This window comes from Streptomyces roseolus (assembly GCF_014649855.1).
GTDB lineage: Bacteria > Actinomycetota > Actinomycetes > Streptomycetales > Streptomycetaceae > Streptomyces > Streptomyces roseolus.
In genome coordinates this window covers 39,576-56,346 of sequence record NZ_BMTV01000041.1, presented here as the reverse complement: position 1 = coordinate 56,346, position 16,771 = coordinate 39,576, and the positions used below count along the sequence as shown (strand labels likewise).

Below are 16,771 nucleotides of genomic sequence, written 5' to 3'. Positions count from 1 at the left end.
CACCCCATCAAACGAAGGGAACCCCTCATGTCCGAGATCCTGAAGCTCCAGACCCTGTCCCTCGGCGAGCCGGAGGGCTCGGAGGACCAGCAGGTCGCCGAGTGGTCGACGATCAGCAGCGGCTGCAACAACACCAAGGTCGAGGCCTGACCTCCTAGGCGTCACCCGTGAAGTGGCCGGCACCCCGGTGCCGGCCACTTCGGCCGTTTCCCGAACCCGGAAAGGAGAGCAGACCCATGCCGGACCCCACGTCAGCCCCCGCCCCCCTCCCCCCGCAGGCCCTCGCGCCCACCCCCCTGCACCGCAACCGGGACTACCAGCGGCTGTGGCTCGCGCACGCCCTCTCGGGCTTCGGCTCCCAGGCCAGCGCCATCGCCCTGCCCCTGGTGGTGCTCCATGCCACCGGATCGGTCACCGCCTTCGGCCTGGTGACCTTCACCGAGATCCTCGCCTCCGTCCTGGCAGGCCTGCCCGCCGGCGTCCTGGTCGACCGTCTGCCGCGCAAACTGGTCCTGATCATCAGCGACGTCGCCCGCGCCCTGGCCTACCTGGTGATGACGGCCGCCGTCCTGACCGACCGGGTCAGCCTGCCCCTCGCCCTGTGCGTGGCCGTCGTCAACAGCGTCTTCAGCGCCCCCTTCAACCCCGCCGCCTCCGCCGCCCTGCGCCACGTCGTCCCGCGCGAGCAGCTCCCGGCGGCCCTCTCCCTGAGCCAGGCCCGTTCGGCCGCCGTCACCCTCGCCGGCCCGCTCATCGGCGCTGCTCTGTACACCGTCGCCCCCGCCCTGCCCTTCCTCGTCGACGCCCTGTCCTACCTCGCCTCCACCGTGTGCGTGGCACTGGTACGCCTGCCTGCCGGACGCCCGACCACCACAACCGCCCCGCCCGCCCCGAGCCTCGTCAAAGACCTGGGCACCGGCTGGCGGGAGGTACGCCGCAGTCCCTTCCTGCGCTACACCCTGGTCAACGCCGCCCTGGTCAACCTCGCGTTCAGCGGCATCGTCCTGGTCCTGGTCGCCGGCGGCGCCCACGCCGCCTCGGGCGGCTTCCACAACGCGGTCATCATCGCCGCCTCCGGCGCGGGCAACCTCGTCGGCTCCCTGATCGCCGCCCGCACCACGACCACCCTGCCCCCGCGCACCCTGGTCCTCCTGGTGTGCTGGAGCACCGCCCTGTTCACCCCCCTGCTGGCCCTGAGCGACAACACCGTCGCCCTCGCCCTGGTCATCGGAGCGTGCAGCCTGGCCACCCCGGCCGCCAACGCCGTCATCTCCGCCGCCCGCCTGCACGCCATCCCCGACCACCTCCAGGGCCGCGTCCAGACCGCCTGCGGTCTCATCCCCGCCCTGATCATTCCCTTCGGCCCCCTGCTCACCAGCACCCTGCTCGCCCACACCGGCCCGGCCACGGTCCTGCTCGCCAACTCCGCCCTCCTGCTGGCCCTGGCCTGCTACAGCACCCTCAGCCCCGGCCTGCGCCTCATCCCCGACCTAAGGCCCCGCAAGCCCGCCCCCCATCCCGCCCCGGCCCCTGCCGCCCCGGCGCCGGACCCGGCACCCGCACCGGCCAAAGCCTGACCCCCACCCACCCCCGCGTGAACGCACCGGCCCCCATGGGGGCCGCAAGCCTCCCGTCCCCAGTCCCCAGACAGGGACCCCGCACACCCCCTCGGTGATCACGGCGCCACCACCCGACTCGTCCAGGACGTACGCGAATCCGGCAAGGCTTCCCCGGCAGCAGGCAGCAGGCAGCAGGCAGCAGGCAGCAGGCAGCAGGCAGCAGGCAGCAGGCAACCGGCAACTGACAACGGGCAGGAGGAAGCGGGCGAAGCACCGCCCCCTCAGCCAGGCCATGCTCCCGCGGATCTCTCCGCAGGAGCATGGCCGTCACGATGCCCCGTCACGTCGACGTGCGAACGCCACGGGGCACCGCTACTGCGGCAAGTCGGCCCTCGCGTCCGCCGGCCCCGACGGAACCCCCTGGGCCGTCACGCCCCCGGACCGTGGTGACCGCAGCCCACCGGGCCGTTCCCCGAGCGGGGACGCTGCCGGAGGTTACGTTTCTGCTCGGAGAGCAGACACACAGACGCTTCGGCGGCGGTACACCGAACGCCGTGCTCCCGCAGGAGAACGAGGGGGAATCGAGCCAGTAGGCACCGGTCAAGCTGGCCAGCGGTGCGGAGTCGCCATGTCCATCCATGATCGAGACAACGACGGCACAGATCGTGCGACGCGTCTGCGTGCCCTGGCGAAAGGTGGCGGATGAAAGCCCGCCCGTGCCCGAACCGCCCAGTTCGTAAAGGAAGTTACCCCCGGACCGGGCCGCCGCCTCTCCCTCTCCGAGGTTCCGGGCCTTTGACCGGGAGGACGCCGTACGGCGTGAGGGCGACGGTCTGGCTCGCCGGGAAGGGCGGCCCCCGGCGGGCCCAGGAGGTCGGCCCGTCGCTCTCTACGTCACCTGCTCCTCGCCCGCCCACCTGCCCCGGGTCGCCCCATGGTGAGGCCGGCTGCGCGGACGGCCTCCGTCCGGACGTGGGACCGCCCGCCCCGCAGCCGCAGAGCAGGCGGCCCGGCATGCCTGAGCCCGGCGACCGACCCCGGTTCTTGGGGTCGGCGGACAACGGCACCCTGCCCTGGCCAGGGGGCAGTCCACATCGGGCACTCCGTCCGTTTCGCCGGAAACGGTTCAGGAGGCGGCTCGTGCTGGGCGGAACTGCAGCCCATGGACCTGCCCCGTACCCGTGAGGGGCCTGAACGCAGAGTTCGGGCGGACGCGAGCCGGAGCTGCTCCCTAAGCGCGAGGGCGGCTCGGTCCGTACGGCACGCTTCTTGCTCGCGTACGGGTGACCCGTCCTCAGGACCTCCAGTCGGCGGCACGCCGCTGCTGCCTGAGCCTGTGGGCGCCCTCGACCACCGGCCCCCGTTTCCCGACCGGCCTTCCGTTCCCCGCACGGGACGGGACGGGACGGCCCGGCAAGGCCAGGCATCCGGTGGCTCGACGGAGTTGCTTCCTTCAGGTGCGAGGAGGCTCTTCACCGCCCCCTGCGCGGCGATCCTCGACCGGCTCGCCTTCGGCGGCAGCGTCATGGAAACGGGCACCGCTCCTACGGCCTCGCCACTGTCCGGGCACGCGCCGAACAGCAGACAGCCGGTTGACGAACACGGTGAGCAGCGCCGGACAGGGCGGTCAGCCGGAGAACAGGCGTCGCACCTCTTCGAGACGCGCACGCTGATCATCGATCCAGCCGGTCGCCGGAAAGAGGGGCACGCTGACCGTCACCTGTGACGACGGGCCGTCATGGACGGACACCGTGATCACATCAGGGCTCACCGGCTTGATCCTGAACTGCACCGTTCGTCCCGAGTTCAGCCACGACACGAACCGATTCCCCGCAAGTGCCTCCAGAGCCTCTTCCCAATCATCGAGGTCGTCGGACGTCACGTGGACGGGGAAGCTGCCCCTGACCGTATCGGTCTCCACGACGAACTCGCAGTCCAAGAAGGCCCTGCCGGGGGACGGCGGCTCCAGCACCCGCAGCGAGACGACGTGACCGCTCGTCCCCGGCGGATCGGCCAGATAAATCAGCGTGCCCAGATCGTCTTCCGCCACAGCCCCTCTCCACCGGCCTCGAACGCAAGCATCACTCCCCGGCCCACTGACACACAGGGCACCGGGGCGGGCGTCGCTGATCCCGCCGGCCTGCCGCGGCAAGCCGTGGTCGTAGCGCCTGCGTGATCGGTATGCTCCGCTTCCCTGCCCGCAGGGACAGGCCCGCCCCTCCACAAGGAGGGCAGAACTGTCCCCTTCCCGCTTCCCGCTTCCCGCTTCCCGCTTCCGAGCTTGCCGTGTGATGGACAGTGGATGTGGCGCCCTGCTCTCCGCTCCCGCGGGCCCGGCCGGGCGGCCCGCGACGACGAGACGCTGCCGTGAGCGGACGTCGGAGCGGAGTGCCGACAGACCTGGAACAGAATTCCTCGGCCGTGTGCGCGGCCGACCCCCGATGCCCCCCGGCGGGGAGGCCGCCACCCGCGCCCCACCCGCCGGCGATCCTGGTCGCAGGACGGCGAGCGGCCCCGCAGTGGCTCTGTTCCGAGTTGTGAAGTCAGTTACTCACGAGTTCGGGAGGCACCTGCGCGGTGTGTTCGATGTTCACGGGAGGTGACAGCGCCCGGTCCGAGAAGCTCGCCCCCGCCTATTGGAGGCTCCATCGGTGCGGGTGCCCCGGCTCGGTGGGGCAGGCGAAGATGTTCAGCAGGCCGTCTCGGCCGATCGTGAGCTGTGTGGGGCGGCTGTCCCGAAGGTGCTCGGCGACATCCCACTCTTCGGCGGGCATCCAGCTGCCGTCGGCGCCGTCCCACTCGCGGCTGTCGACGGTCAGCAGTAGGTCCATCGGTGCGGCACAGGCATCGCAGGTCATCGGGTGGGGGTCGGTCGTGCGCCAGGAGGGGAATCCCCCCACCCGGCAGCCCTGTGGAATCGACAGGTCATGGTGGTAGGTGACCAGCTTGTCGTCCAGGCCGCGCTTTTCCGCCTTGCGTTCCTCCGCATCCTCCCAGGCGTCGACCCTTCTCCACAGCCTGGCCGGCAGCGAGCTGGCGTACGGGTAGGTGACGACCTGCTCGGGGTGCAGCACGCACGGTTCGGCGACCGCGCCCTCGAAGCCGACCAGCGCGGGCAGCGGCGGAGCGTCCAGCGGCACAGTGACCTGGTCGGAACGGCGCCAGTGCACGTGCGGGGCCACGCCGTAGCGGCTCGGGCCATGTGCCTCGAACGGGCACCAGAGGACCTGGAGCAGGTCGCAGCCGTCCGGGCCCGGCGGAAGGCCGGGCACGTCCCGGCGGTACAGCTGGACCAAGCCGATCAGCGGGATCGGATCGGTGTCGGCGATCTCCCGTTCGCGGTGCCTGCGGCCGAGGTCCTTGAGCAGGACCCGTTCCTCGTCGCTGGGTCGGTCACGGGCCCAGGCGTCGGCGAGCACCTGACGCGCGCGACGGATGTCCGCGACGCGGTATCCACTACTGCGCTTGTGCGGCTCGGTGCAGACCGGCCACGGTTCGTCGGCCGGCCACAGCAGAGGTCCGCCGATTGAGCTGACCGATGCGTCCGGACGCCCCGGCCGCGGGTGTAGGCGGGTCGTCACACCACGGAACGCCCCCAGCTTTGGGAAGAGCCCCTCAATGTGCACCGGGCGCGGCGGCGTAGTTCTGCTCATGGCGGAAACCCTAAGTCACCACATCGGCCATGATCACCCGCACCCGTGCCGTACGAACTCGTGAGCTTTTTGATTCGAGAGAGCGGACCACATGACTCCCGATCTGGTGAACAAGTGCTGTCCGATCTCGCGTACAGAGCCCCCCGCAGTCCGGCGGCAGGCGCAGCGGGGACGGGGCCTCCGCGCAGCCGGGAGCGCGGGTGCGGCGGGGGCGAGGACGACCGCCTCGCACGCGGGTGCGCAGGTCGCGGGCGGTGTGCCACCTCAATTTCCGCTCAGATGTGATGACGATCCTTCGAATGGGTCTCTAGTGTCCTCTCAATCGAGGAAGACGGAGCAAGAGACCGATGAGCGCAGTGGCAGTGTCCGAGGAGCACGAGGAACCATCCCGGGCACAGGAGGATCCGGTCGTCCCGTCCGGAGCGAAGAAGCGCTGCGGCGTGCTGCGCGTGCGACAGGACACGAGCCGCGCGCACGGCCGGGGTGAAGCCGCCGTCGCTCCCGCGAAACTCCGCGGCATCCGCCCGGTCGGCGCCGTCGCCGGCACCGTCGTCCTCGCCCTGACCGCCACCGCGTGCGGCCTCGGGTCGGACCTCGACGGCAAGGACGAGAAGATCGCCATCGGCATCAAGTTCGACCAGCCGGGCCTGGGTCTGCGGACCGCGGACGGTCACACGGGCTTCGACGTCGACGTCGCCACGTACGTCGCCGGGAAGCTGGGGTACTCCGAGGACGACATCGTCTGGAAGGAAGCCCCGTCGGCGCAGCGCGAGAACCTCATCAAGAGCGGTGACGTCAGGTTCGTCGTGGCGAGCTACTCGATCAACGAGAAGCGCCTGAAGGAGGTCGACTTCGCGGGCCCGTACTTCCTGACCCACCAGGACCTGCTGGTCCGCGGCGACGAGGTCTCGATCACCAAAGTCGAGGACCTCAACTCCAGGAAGCTCTGCTCGGTCACCGGCTCGACCTCCGCGCTCAACGTCAAGGAGAAGCTGGCCCCGAAGGCGGCCCTGCAGCAGTTCGGCGGCTACTCCGAGTGCCTGAAGGGTCTGGAGGACAAGAAGGTCGACGCGGTGACCACGGACGCCGCCATCCTGGCCGGCTACGCCTCCCAGCAGCAGCACTGGGGCAAGTTCAAGCTCGTCGGCCTCTCCCTGAGCGACGAGAACTACGGCATCGGCCTCAAGAAGGGCGACGCCGAGCTCAAAACCCAGATCAACAAGGCTCTGGGGGAGATGGTCTCCGACGGCACCTGGCGCAAGCTCATGAGGAAGCACTTCAGCCTGTCGAGCTACCAGAGCGAACCCCCGCCGGCCATCGAGGACTGACACTCCGCCCCCGAGCGGCCGCAAGCCCCCGCCCCGGCCGCTCGTGAGCATTGCGCAACCCGGTGTCGGCCCCGGTCCCGGTCCAGGGCCGAGACCGGGGCCAGGTCCGGGGCCGGGCGTCCACCGAACCCATCGAACGGTGCCGGGCATCCCCGCACGCTCTGAAGCAGTACGCCTGGACACCTGGCTCCCACACCTCAAGATCGAAGGCGCCGCCGCGCCCCCACGTCTTTCGATCAATGGTGAAAGTCGAATCCGACCAAAGATTTTAGGTCAGGAACGTTCCCGCGACGGCCGCCGCGTCCACTCTGTCGGCGGCCGGGCTCGGCACACCCGAAGCCTTCGGGCCGCAGGCGACGGGCCCGCCCCATCGCCCCCCCAAACCGGGTGTCGCCCCCGCCGCTCCGGCGATCACGCCCCGGTCCCCACCCCGCCCCTCACCGCGGAACTCACCCTGGTCAGGAGCGCGTCGGGGCGCGGCGTGCGAGACGCTCCGATCCCCAGCCGCTCGGGTTCTCGGCCGCTGGGGTCGCTGCCGGTCGTGGAGGTGCGGCGGCCGGTATCAGGGCCGGAAGGAGGCCGCCGGCGTGGCGTGCCCCCGCGCCCACCCGTCTGCGGGGGTGGTCACCGCGCGGGAGGGGAGGGCCGACACCTCCCGCGGGACCGTACGGAAGGCGGCGAGGGCCGCCCCGTCCGCGCGGGAGCGGGCCGGCGTCCGTGGCGTCTTGCCGGACGGCGAAGAGAAGTGACAGCGCCGGGGTGCCTGGTGGTGGCAGGGCCGTCATGGGGGAGTCGTGACGACGCCCGCGGGCGCCGCGTGGTGTTCCGGTGCCGTGGGCCTCGGCCGCGGGGCCTTTCGGAAAATCATTGGCGGACCGGGATGGCCGCTGCTACGTTTTCGGCGGCCGTGCGAGAGAACGAGGAGGTGGTACCCGTGAACGTATCGACAGGGGTGCTCTCCTCCGGGGTCACGGTCGGGCGATAGGTCGTCCGGGAGCGCCGTTCCATGGCACTTCCGAAAGGCACGGCCATGCACTTCACTTCCGAACACCTCCTCGACGATGGTGTCCTTGAGCGCGCGTTCACCCTCGGTGGGATTCCCGGCATCCTCTGGACGCCCGTACCGGCATCCGCGCCGGCGCCGCTGATCCTGCTCGGTCCTCCTCCCCTCGGCCTGCGCACGGCGTACCCCCGGTTGGCGGCCCGGGCCCGGCGTTCCGCGGCGGACGGCTTCGCCACGGCCACCCTCGAGCTCCCCGGAAGCGGCGACCGGCCCCGCCTGCCTTCCGCCGAGCAGGCGGTCGCCGACCTGCGCCGGGCCATGAGGGCCGGTGAGCCGGTCGGCGACGAGATCATCGACGCCCTCGTCCTGCCGCTGGTCGACAGGTCGGTCCCGGAATGGCAGACCGCCCTGGACGCCCTTCTCGCGCTGCCCGGGATCGGCGGCCCGGTCGGGTACTCGGGGGGCGTGATCTCCATCGGAGTCCGGCTGGCGGTGGTGGAGCCGCGCGTCTCGGCCGCTGTTCTGTTCGCCGGGAGTTTCGTGCCCCGCGTCATGTTCGAGGAGGCGCGGCAGGTCACCATTCCTCTGCACGTCCTGTTGCAGTGGGACGACGAAGGGAACGACCGGCAGGCGGCCCTCGACCTGTTCGACGCCTTCGGCTCCGAGGAGAAGACCCTGCACGCCAACATGGGCGGGCACACCGGCGTCCCGCAGCACGCGGGGGACGCCGCGGCCCGGTTCTTCACCCGGCATCTGAAGTGACGCCGGACCGGCGGGTCCCCGGTCGGCGGTGAGCCTTGCCGCCGGGACGTTCCGCGTCGAGGGCGCGTCGAGGGAACGTCCTGGTACTCCTCCGCTGTCCATGCCGCAGGCTCTGGCCGACCAGAGGGGGGTACTGTCCCGGCCGGCTGCCACCGAGCCCCGCTCCTGCTTCGTCCCGACCCGCAGCGAGGACGGAGCCCGCGCCCCCTGCTCGTGCCGCACGCCCCGCGGCGCCGGGACGCGGACCGGGGCGGACAGCGACGTACGGGTCGTCGCGCCCGCCCCGAGCACGCGCGCACATCGTCCTTTACGCGGCCGGGGTGAGTTCGGCGCGGCCGAACAGCAGGGCGTAGCCGGTGGGGAGTTGGTGCAGGATACGAGTGGTCAGGTCGGGTCCTGCGTAGGCGGCGACGGCCGAGAGGACGGAGCCGGTGTCCCAGCGGGTGGTGGCCAGGGAGGCGCCGGTGCGTGCGGCGAGGTCCTTGACGAAGGCCCAGCCGGTCAGGGGCTCGGTGGCGGGGATCTGCATGGTCAGCACGCGTGCGGCTTCCAGGGGCAGGCGGCCGGCCAGGTCGACGCGTTCGTCGCCGGTCAGCTGGCGCCCCAGTCCGGCGAGAACCAGGCGGACGGCTTCGTCGGCCTTCTCGCGGGTGGGGTAGGCGCCCTCGTAGCGGACCTTCTCCAGCATCTGCTCGTATGGCGTCCCGTACGGCTGCTGGAGCGATGCGTGCCGGTCGGAGATCACTGGGATGGTTGCCCTTCTTGCTCTGGCCGGTGTCCAGGCACCGGCATGCGGGACGGTCTGGTGGTCTGGTGGTCAGATGGGACGCGGGCGGCCGAAGAGCAGGTCGTAGCCGGCCGGGAGCTGGAGCAGGATCTGGCCCAGCAGTTCCTCCCCGGCGGCGTCGGCGACGGTGGACAGCACGGCGCTGACGTCCCAGGCCGCGGTCCGCTCGGTGGCGCCCTCGATCCACGCGGCGGTGGCGCGTACGAACCGCTCCGGGGACAACGGCTCGGCGCTCTGCAGCGGATTGAGCAGGATCAGGGCGAAAGCCTCGGGCAGGCGCGCCGCCAACCGGGCACGGACGTCGCCGACCAGGTGCGCGCCGAGCAGTGCGAGCACCACGCGGGCCGCGCGCTCGGCTTCCTCCGGAGTGTCGTACCGGCCGCGTTCGGTCACGTGGCCGAGGAACGCTTCGCGTCGCAGGGTCATCTCGCCGCCACCCCTCTTCTTCTTCGGTTTGCGCGGCAAGGGTGCGGAAGGCCGGGCGGCGGTGAGATCAGGTGCCCGCCTTCCGCGCCCGTCCGGCCGTGTCAGCCGGCGATCTCCTTGCGGCCGGAGCCGACGCCGACGGTGATCTTCCGAGGCTTGGCGCGCTCGGCGATCGGGATACGCAGGGTGAGCACGCCCGCGTCGTAGTCCGCCTGGATGCGCTCGGTGTCGAGGGTGTCGGCGAGCACGATCTGGCGGGAGAAGACGCCCAGCGGCCGCTCGGACAGTTCCATCTGCACGTCGTCGGCCTTCACCACCGGCCGGCGCTCGGCCTTGACGGTCAGCATGTTCCGCTCGACGTCGATGTCGATCGCGTCCGCGCTGACACCGGGGACGTCGAAGGCCACCACGTACTCGTCGCCCTCGCGGTAGGCGTCCATCGGCATCGCCGACGGCCTCGACCAGGTGCCCGGACCCATCAGCTGCTGCGTCAGCCGGTCCAGCTCACGGAAGGGGTCAGTGCGCATCAACATCGTGAAAACACCTCCAGCGGTTCAGGCAGTTGCTGCCAATGCGCCTCACTGACACCGTTGTAACATGTCATCCAATGGATGACAAACACGATGTCGTCGACATGATGACGACGAGACGGGAGTGCCCGTGACCCCAGCCGACAACCCCCTCAAGGCCGGCCCCGGCCCCCACGGCCCGGCCTCGTTCCTCGCCGCCGCGACGGCCCTGCACGCCATAGACGACGCCCTGCGCGACGCCCAGCGAAAGCCCCCGCCCGCCCCCGACGTGCCCGGCCCCGGCGCGGAGCAGGCGCTGGCCTCCCTGATGCTGCTGCGGCAGGTGCGCGAGCAGCTCGCCGGATGGGAGACCGGCCTGATCGAAACGGCCCGGGACGCGGGAGCCAGCTGGGCGGACCTCGCCGATCCCCTGGGCGTCGCCAGCCGCCAGGCCGCCGAGCGCCGCTATCTGCGCGGCCGCCCCGGCCCCGCCGGGACCACCGGCGAACAACGCGTGACGGCCACCCGCCAGGCCCGGGCCGCCGAACGCACCACCGCCACCTGGGCCCGCGCCAACGCCGCCGACCTGCGCCGCCTCGCCGGCCAGATCACCGCCCTCACCGACCTCCCCCCGGCCGCCCGCCGCCCCCTCGGCGAGCTCCACGCGGCCCTCGCCCACGACGACCCCGCCGACCTCATCGCCCCCCTGACCGCAGCCCGCCCCCACCTGACCGCCGCCCACCCCGACCTCGCCGCCCGGCTCGACACCCTCACACCCCCCTGAACCCGCCCCTCGCCTCAGGGCACCGCGCGGCCTCAGGGCACCGCACGTCGCCTCCGCCGCCGGGGGCACCACCGCGCTCCTTCAGACGAGGGGCTCAGGGCCGACGCCATCCGTCGTCGCGCAGGTGGGACCCGGCCATGGGGCCCATCCTGAGCATCCCGCCGTCGACGGCCCAGGACGCCCCGGTGACGTACGACGCTTCCCCTCCCGCGAGGAACGCGACGACGGCCGCCACCTCGCGGGCGTCCCCGGGACGGCCCAGCGGGACGCCCGGCCGGGCGGTCCGTGAGACGTCCTCGTCCTCCTGCCCGGTCATCGGCGTGGCGATCTCGCCGGGCGCGACCGCGTTCACCGTGATGCCGTGCTCGGCGAGTTCCAGGGCCATCACCTGGGTGAGCAGGCCCAGGCCGCCCTTGGCGGCACAGTAGGGAGCGGCCCCGACCCTCGGCTGGTGCTCGTGCACGGACGTGATGTTGACGATCCGGCCCCCGTCACCCTGGGCGATCATCCGGCGCGCCGCACGCTGGGAGCACAGGAACGGTCCGGTCAGGTCGACGTCGAGGACGTCGCGGAACGTGTCGTGGGTGATGTCCAGGAACGGGGTCGCGGTCCCGGTTCCGGCGTTGTTGACCAGGACGTCGACACGGCCGAGCCGCTCTGCCAGGTCGTCGATCACGTCGGCGGCGTCCGGCAGACGGGTCAGGTCGAGCCGCGCCACGACGGCGCGCCTTCCGTGGCTCCGGACCTCGGCCGCGGTCTTCTCCGCCCCTTCCTCGTCGGTGTGCCAGGTGATCCCCACGTCCATGCCCCGTGCGGCGAGGGCCACGGCGACGGCCCGGCCGATACCGGAGTCGGATCCGGTGACGAGCGCGGCGGGCGTCGTTCGCCCCGCGAGGTTCGATCCGGCCATGACTGACTCCCCTCTCCCGGTACGAGCCGCGGCGCGACCCTTCGTGGCGGCTACCCGGCGGGTTCGAGGCCATGCCCGCCGACAGGCCGCCCCGGACAGCAGGCGGCGCCTTCGCGGCTCGGCGTGTCGGGCGAGGGGAACCTGCCCGGTGAAGGCGGGTGCCGTTCGGTGGGCAGGAGGCCGGGCCCAGAGGGAGATCAGCTGCGCCATGACGGTGACCTGGCGGCCCACGCGCTGTCGGATCTGATTCCACGTGGCGGTCCTCCGCCGGGCCGGGCCGGGCCCGCCGGACGCCCCTGCGCCGGCAGCAGCGGACCAGCGGTCACCTTCCCGCCGGAAGCCCCTGCCGCACCAGGCCCGCACCAGGCGGCAAAGAGTGAGCGGCGTGCCCACCGCCCCGCCGAGGCCGCCCGCCCGTGGAACGGGAAGATCACTCCACGCGCCTGCCGAGCACCCAAGCCGCCGCCACCCGCGCTGCTCACGAACACCGCTACGAAGCAGACCCGCCTAGGCAGCGGTCAGGTGCCCCGAAGAGGTCGGTGATCCGGCGGTTGAGCGGTGCGGTGACGTGGCCCGTGGAGCGACAGACGTACGAGGCGTAGGCGCTGCCCGGCCCGTACGCGATCAGGTCGGGGCGTCAGTCGTGGTCGAGGCCGCTGTCGCTGGGGCACCGGCGAGCTCCCTGAAGCCGCCCCGGCCGCCGCCGGCCTGTACCCGGGTGGCAAAGCCACTTCTGCCGTTGCCGGGGAGAGCCCCAGGACGCCGGAGGTGTGGCGGTCGACCCGGCCACCGGCGGCCGTGCCGGCGATGTTCCCGGCGGCCGCCGGGCGGCCGTGGACCTGCCGGCCTCCGCAGACCCCCACGCGCGTGGGGGCGGCATGGGTGGACTACCTGCGGATCGGCGCGGATGCCGAGCGAACGGGTGCCGTGCAGGCCTGATGCGCCGCCCGGGTGCTCTTGCGTGAAGATCGCTCCCGGCGTACGGACCCGGCGGGGTGCGTGATCCCGCTCCGGGCAGGTCGCAGGGCACCAGGACCGCGTCCTCCCACTCTCACGACGCGGGTGCGGGCAGTGCGTGGTCGGCGCGGGCCGGCTTGCCGTGCGACAAGTGCCGCGGCGCGCGTCGCCATCGGGCTCAGGACCAGCTCTGGTACGTAAGGCTGTTGCACGCCCAGGTGCGGAAGCCCAGGGAGCTGTCGTCGATGCAGCGCGAGGTGTGCTGGTTCTGGAAGCGGACGGTGCCGTCGTTCCAGACCTTGACCCACCAGCTCTGCTCCGGGCTGGAGTTGCAGACCGCGGTGCGGAAGCCGCTGTCGGTGTCCTCGATGCAGCGGCCGGTGTTGACGTTCCTCAACTGACGCGTTCCGTCGCCCCAGACGCGCACGTTCCACTGCTGCGGATTCGAGCCGTTGCAGCTCCAGGTGCGGAAGCCGTTGCTGGTGTCGTCCATGCACCGGCCCGTGGCCTGGTTCCTGAAGGACTGGACGGCGTCGTACGTCCTCGCCTGGCCGGCAGGGCCGGGGGCGGCGGCCAGGGCGCCGGTCGTCGGGGCGAGGGAGGTGAGGGCGAGGGTTCCGCCGAGCAGAAGCGTGGTTGCGACGCGCATGTGATCCGTCGTCTCCTTCGTGTCCGTGGAACTGGCTGGGACACAAACTAGGAGTCCGGGGACGGGGCGGAGCACCCGGAATCGGCGGGAGTGACAGCGGGCCTGTGTGCTGTCGTGATCGGTTGCCGGGCTCCGTCCCCTGGCCGGTCTCGGACCCTCACCTCGTGATGTGTGCCGGATGGCAGTGGCACCGGTGAGCGGACCGCCCGGGCCGGGCGCGGGCGAGGGGGCCGCGTCGGCCCGGGCGGGCCGACCGTCTCCTCTCCGTCTTTGTCGAACGCTTCGAACTGGATGTACGGGGGCACGGACTCCTTCCTGCCGTCCGTGCACTCGGGACAGACGTGTAGAGGGCGGTGCTTCCCGTGGGGGAGTTCGCCTTGAGCGGGGACCAACTGACCGTTCGGGCGGACGACGGCCGCCGCAACGGAACACCCGTGTGTGCGGGGACGGACCTGAGGCTCTGAGCACCGGCACGTGCTCCCCCGTGGAACGGGCGGCAGGGCCCCGCCCCGCTTCGCGGCTCCCTCGCCCTGGCCCTCCTCGCCCACGCCCTGGACCTCGCGGCCGTCTGCGCCGCCGGCCCACCGTCCGAGCCTGTACGTCGAGCCCTGCCTCGACCCACCAGCCGCTACCGGGCCCACCTCCCGCACGACGGCTGCCTGAGCGACCTTCCACGTGGATGCCGGAACCGGGCGGCGCTCAGGTCCGGTTTCCGTCGGCGTCGCACGGCAGGGCGTGGTCGGGGTGGTCGGTGGCGTAGTCCTCGGAGATGTCCTCGGCGGTCTGCGCCATCGTCTCGCTGGTGATCCTGATCTGGCCGGAGAAGGGCGTGTCGATGTCCTCGATCAGGAGCAGCGAGCCGGTGAACAGCACGGCGAGCACGCACAGGAGGGTGAGGTGGGAGGGTCCACGGTCGCGGGGGAGGCCGAAGGCGAAGGCGCCGACGGTGGCCGCCAGGGCCACGACCATGAACCAGTAGACGGACGGGGGGATGGCCGGGGTCGCCTCGGAGATGCGGGTCTGGCGGGCCCTGGAACGGTCGTCGTCGGCGTCGACGAGCAGGTCGAAGGTGGGGTCGTCCCGGTGGGCGAGCGCCTTGAAGTGCGTGCGGAAGTCGCTGGACCACACGGACGCGACGGGGGACTTCTCCCCGCCGTCGGCCATGAGCGGCCATTCCACGGCCTGGATGGCGCGCGCGTAACAGACGGCGGCGGCCTGGAGACGTTCGCGCTGCGGCTCGGGGGCGTGGTCGGCGACCTCGTAGAGCTGGTCGACCCGACCGGCCTCGGCCTCGACGGCGGTGGATGCGGCCCCGTACGACTCGGCCGCCAGGACGATGACGAAGGCGACGAGGAGGACGGCGAGGGTTTCCAGGGGGCTGACCAGGTCGCTGACGGACGCCTCCTCGCCGTCGCCTCCGTCGGCCGCCCGGCGTCGGCGCCGGACCTGGTTGGCGAACAGGCCGACGGCGAGCGCCGTGGCGATGATGACGACGGTGAGGATCATGGTCATGGACGGGCCACCCCGGGAGATCGACTGTTCGGACCGCTGTGGCCCACGGACCGCCATCGGGTCGTGCCGCGTGCGACAGAGGTGCCTCCGGGCAGGGTTCCTCGTCGGGCCGACGCCCTGCCCGGGCCCATCGCATCAGGTGCTCGCGGCGCGAGGGCGGATCGCCGACCGCGCCGGGCGGGGATCACCCGGCTGCTTCTGCCGAAGCGTTTCGACACCACGGATTACGGGTGAGCGACCGGACGTGACGCGGCCATCGGGAACCGGACGCGCGGACGTGCGTCCAGGTGAGCGCGGCGGAGCGCCCCCCTGCGCCAGGTGGGCGGTCGTCCCGACACCGATGATCAGAAGTCAGGAGACGCCCGGGCGAGACGTTCACGGCCGATACGACGATCAGCGCCGCGGACGGCTCCGCTCCCCGGCTCCGCTCCCCGGCTCCGCCCCCGGCTCCGCCCCCGACGACAGCGGCCAAGAGCGGCACTTCGCGGTCAGGTGACTCCGGCTCTGAGTCGATCGGGCGTGCTGGTCGCACTCGGCCGGTGTGGTGCCCCGGACGGTCAGGGCGGTCACGGACCGCACCTCGGCCTCCACGCGGGGGAGCGAAGCCCGCGCGCCGCGTTCGCCGAGGTCGTCGGCGGCGTCGTGCGGGGCTTCCGGGAGAGGAGTGGCGCGGCGTCCGGCGTACCGATCGGCCCGGCCCGGGTCTCCGCATCCCGGCGAGCCGGTTCCCCGGGGGTTCCGGCGCGGGTGGAGGGTGTTCGAGGACACGGTGACCTCCTGCCCCGCGCGGCCTCCCCGCCCTCCGTTTCGCTGGTGATCATCGGCGGGGTCCGCTCCGTCCGGCCGGACGCCGGCTCTCCCCGCGCGGGCCGGGCTTCGAGCGGTGCCACCGTCCGCGGCGGCGGACGACAGCCGGACCGTGGCGGACGGCGTCGGGTGACGGCGAAGGAATGGGGGCGGCGGAGGAGGGCAGCCGAGAGGGAGACCCGTGGGAAATCGAGCAAGGAGAATCCGATGGACAGCACTCCTGAGCCGGAGCTTCCCGACCCCGTCCCGGCGACACCGGACGCCGTCACGCCCGACCTGCCTCCGCCGGGCCCGAAGGCTCCCGACATCCGGAGCGCCGGTGGCGAGCGCCCCCGGTCCCAGGAGTCCGGTGGCGCCGGCGCGTCCGACGAGGACGGCGCCGGCGACGAGTCGCACGAGGGCGGCACCGGCGACGAGTCGCACGAGGGCGGCGAGCCGCACGAGGACACCGAGGCGCGGGGCGGGGGCCGTCCGCCCGCCGGTCCGGGGACCCCGGCGCCGCGGGAGCAGACCGACTGACGAGCTGGTGCGCGAGGGCGGTGGGGACGCACGGCTCCGACCTGGTGGTTTCGTCAGGCGTCGGTGTTGTGGCCCGCCCGCCGTCGCGCGGGAGGGCCGGACGCCGTGACCTCCGCGCCGGACGCACTGGACGCACTGGACGGTTCCACGGCGAGCAAGGCGCTCTTGAGGCCGTCGGCGCGGGCCTCCGCCCGGTCGCCGGGAGCGCCGGGAGCCGACTCCGTCGAGCGGCCCGAAGGCGGCTGGAATCGATCACCGTCCCTGAGAAGGGGGCTGCTCCCGCGCGCGGGGGCCCAGAACCCCCTGCGGTCCGGTACCGGTGAGGCCCGCTCCCCACCCGCGTGTGGATGGCCCCTCGTCTGTCATCAGCGCGAGGTGGGGCCTTGGCAGCTACCTCAAGCCCCGAGGAATCGAGCGCGGCGCCCGCAGGCCCCGAGGAATCGAGCGCGGCGCCCGCAGGCACCGGGCCACCTGCTCCGAGTCCTCCCGATGACGCGGTGGGGACCCCACGCGGCAGGGACCCCAGGGTGCGCCGCTGGATACGGCCGGCCGCGAAGGCTCCTCAGAACATGAGCAGCGGCGCCTTTCACCGTCACCGGTGAGCCC

The 16,771-nt window shown here is 72.4% G+C and carries 13 protein-coding genes; 5 read left to right on the top strand and 8 right to left on the bottom strand.

Annotation, left to right across the window (positions count from 1 at the left end; all coding sequences use genetic code 11):
* Window positions 1-236 precede the first annotated feature (236 nt).
* Window positions 237-1,577, top strand: a complete 1,341-nt coding sequence (locus IE245_RS33240; protein ID WP_189954516.1) for an MFS transporter — start codon at window positions 237-239, stop codon at window positions 1,575-1,577.
* A gap of 1,609 nt (window positions 1,578-3,186) precedes the next feature.
* On the opposite strand, the gene IE245_RS33235 is transcribed toward IE245_RS33240, so the two are convergent.
* Entirely contained in the window at window positions 3,187-3,609 is a 423-nt protein-coding gene (locus IE245_RS33235) for a DUF5959 family protein (RefSeq protein ID WP_189954514.1), read from the bottom strand.
* Between the two features lie 583 nt (window positions 3,610-4,192).
* Window positions 4,193-5,212, bottom strand: a complete 1,020-nt coding sequence (locus IE245_RS33230; RefSeq protein ID WP_189954512.1) for a hypothetical protein — start codon at window positions 5,210-5,212, stop codon at window positions 4,193-4,195.
* A gap of 347 nt (window positions 5,213-5,559) precedes the next feature.
* On the opposite strand from IE245_RS33230, the gene IE245_RS33225 reads away from it, so the two are divergent.
* Together IE245_RS33225 and IE245_RS33220 are read left to right on the top strand one after the other, a co-directional pair.
* The gene (locus IE245_RS33225) at window positions 5,560-6,540 is read left to right on the top strand and encodes a glutamate ABC transporter substrate-binding protein (protein ID WP_189954510.1); all 981 of its coding nucleotides are present in this window, start codon (window positions 5,560-5,562) and stop codon (window positions 6,538-6,540) included.
* Between the two features lie 1,030 nt (window positions 6,541-7,570).
* Window positions 7,571-8,305 carry a dienelactone hydrolase family protein gene (locus IE245_RS33220; RefSeq protein ID WP_189954508.1) on the top strand — a complete coding sequence of 245 codons (735 nt, stop codon included), beginning with the start codon at window positions 7,571-7,573 and terminating at the stop codon, window positions 8,303-8,305.
* 307 nt (window positions 8,306-8,612) lie between these two features.
* On the opposite strand, the gene IE245_RS33215 is transcribed toward IE245_RS33220, so the two are convergent.
* From IE245_RS33215 to IE245_RS33205, 3 genes are all read right to left on the bottom strand, one after another.
* Window positions 8,613-9,050: a DUF2267 domain-containing protein gene (locus IE245_RS33215; protein WP_189954506.1), complete on the bottom strand. Its 438-nt coding sequence runs from the start codon at window positions 9,048-9,050 to the stop codon at window positions 8,613-8,615.
* A 72-nt stretch (window positions 9,051-9,122) separates the two neighbouring features.
* On the bottom strand, window positions 9,123-9,518 hold the full coding sequence (locus IE245_RS33210; protein WP_189954504.1) for a DUF2267 domain-containing protein: 396 nt from the start codon (window positions 9,516-9,518) through the stop codon (window positions 9,123-9,125).
* Window positions 9,519-9,619: 101 nt separating this feature from the next.
* Entirely contained in the window at window positions 9,620-10,051 is a 432-nt protein-coding gene (locus IE245_RS33205) for an Hsp20/alpha crystallin family protein (RefSeq protein ID WP_189954503.1), read from the bottom strand.
* A gap of 127 nt (window positions 10,052-10,178) precedes the next feature.
* Here IE245_RS33205 and IE245_RS33200 point away from each other — a divergent pair, with 127 nt between their 5' ends.
* Window positions 10,179-10,811, top strand: a complete 633-nt coding sequence (locus IE245_RS33200) for a type III effector protein (RefSeq protein WP_189954501.1) — start codon at window positions 10,179-10,181, stop codon at window positions 10,809-10,811.
* A 94-nt stretch (window positions 10,812-10,905) separates the two neighbouring features.
* Here IE245_RS33200 and IE245_RS33195 read toward each other — a convergent pair whose 3' ends face one another.
* From IE245_RS33195 to IE245_RS33185, 3 genes are all read right to left on the bottom strand, one after another.
* Window positions 10,906-11,721: an SDR family oxidoreductase gene (locus tag IE245_RS33195; RefSeq protein ID WP_189954499.1), complete on the bottom strand. Its 816-nt coding sequence runs from the start codon at window positions 11,719-11,721 to the stop codon at window positions 10,906-10,908.
* Window positions 11,722-12,856: 1,135 nt separating this feature from the next.
* Window positions 12,857-13,327, bottom strand: a complete 471-nt coding sequence (locus tag IE245_RS33190) for an RICIN domain-containing protein (RefSeq protein WP_189954497.1) — start codon at window positions 13,325-13,327, stop codon at window positions 12,857-12,859.
* Between the two features lie 699 nt (window positions 13,328-14,026).
* Window positions 14,027-14,839 carry a bestrophin-like domain gene (locus IE245_RS33185; RefSeq protein WP_189954495.1) on the bottom strand — a complete coding sequence of 271 codons (813 nt, stop codon included), beginning with the start codon at window positions 14,837-14,839 and terminating at the stop codon, window positions 14,027-14,029.
* 1,014 nt (window positions 14,840-15,853) lie between these two features.
* On the opposite strand from IE245_RS33185, the gene IE245_RS33180 reads away from it, so the two are divergent.
* Complete coding sequence (locus IE245_RS33180; protein ID WP_189954493.1) at window positions 15,854-16,165, top strand: hypothetical protein; 312 nt, start codon at window positions 15,854-15,856, stop codon at window positions 16,163-16,165.
* Window positions 16,166-16,771 lie beyond the last annotated feature (606 nt).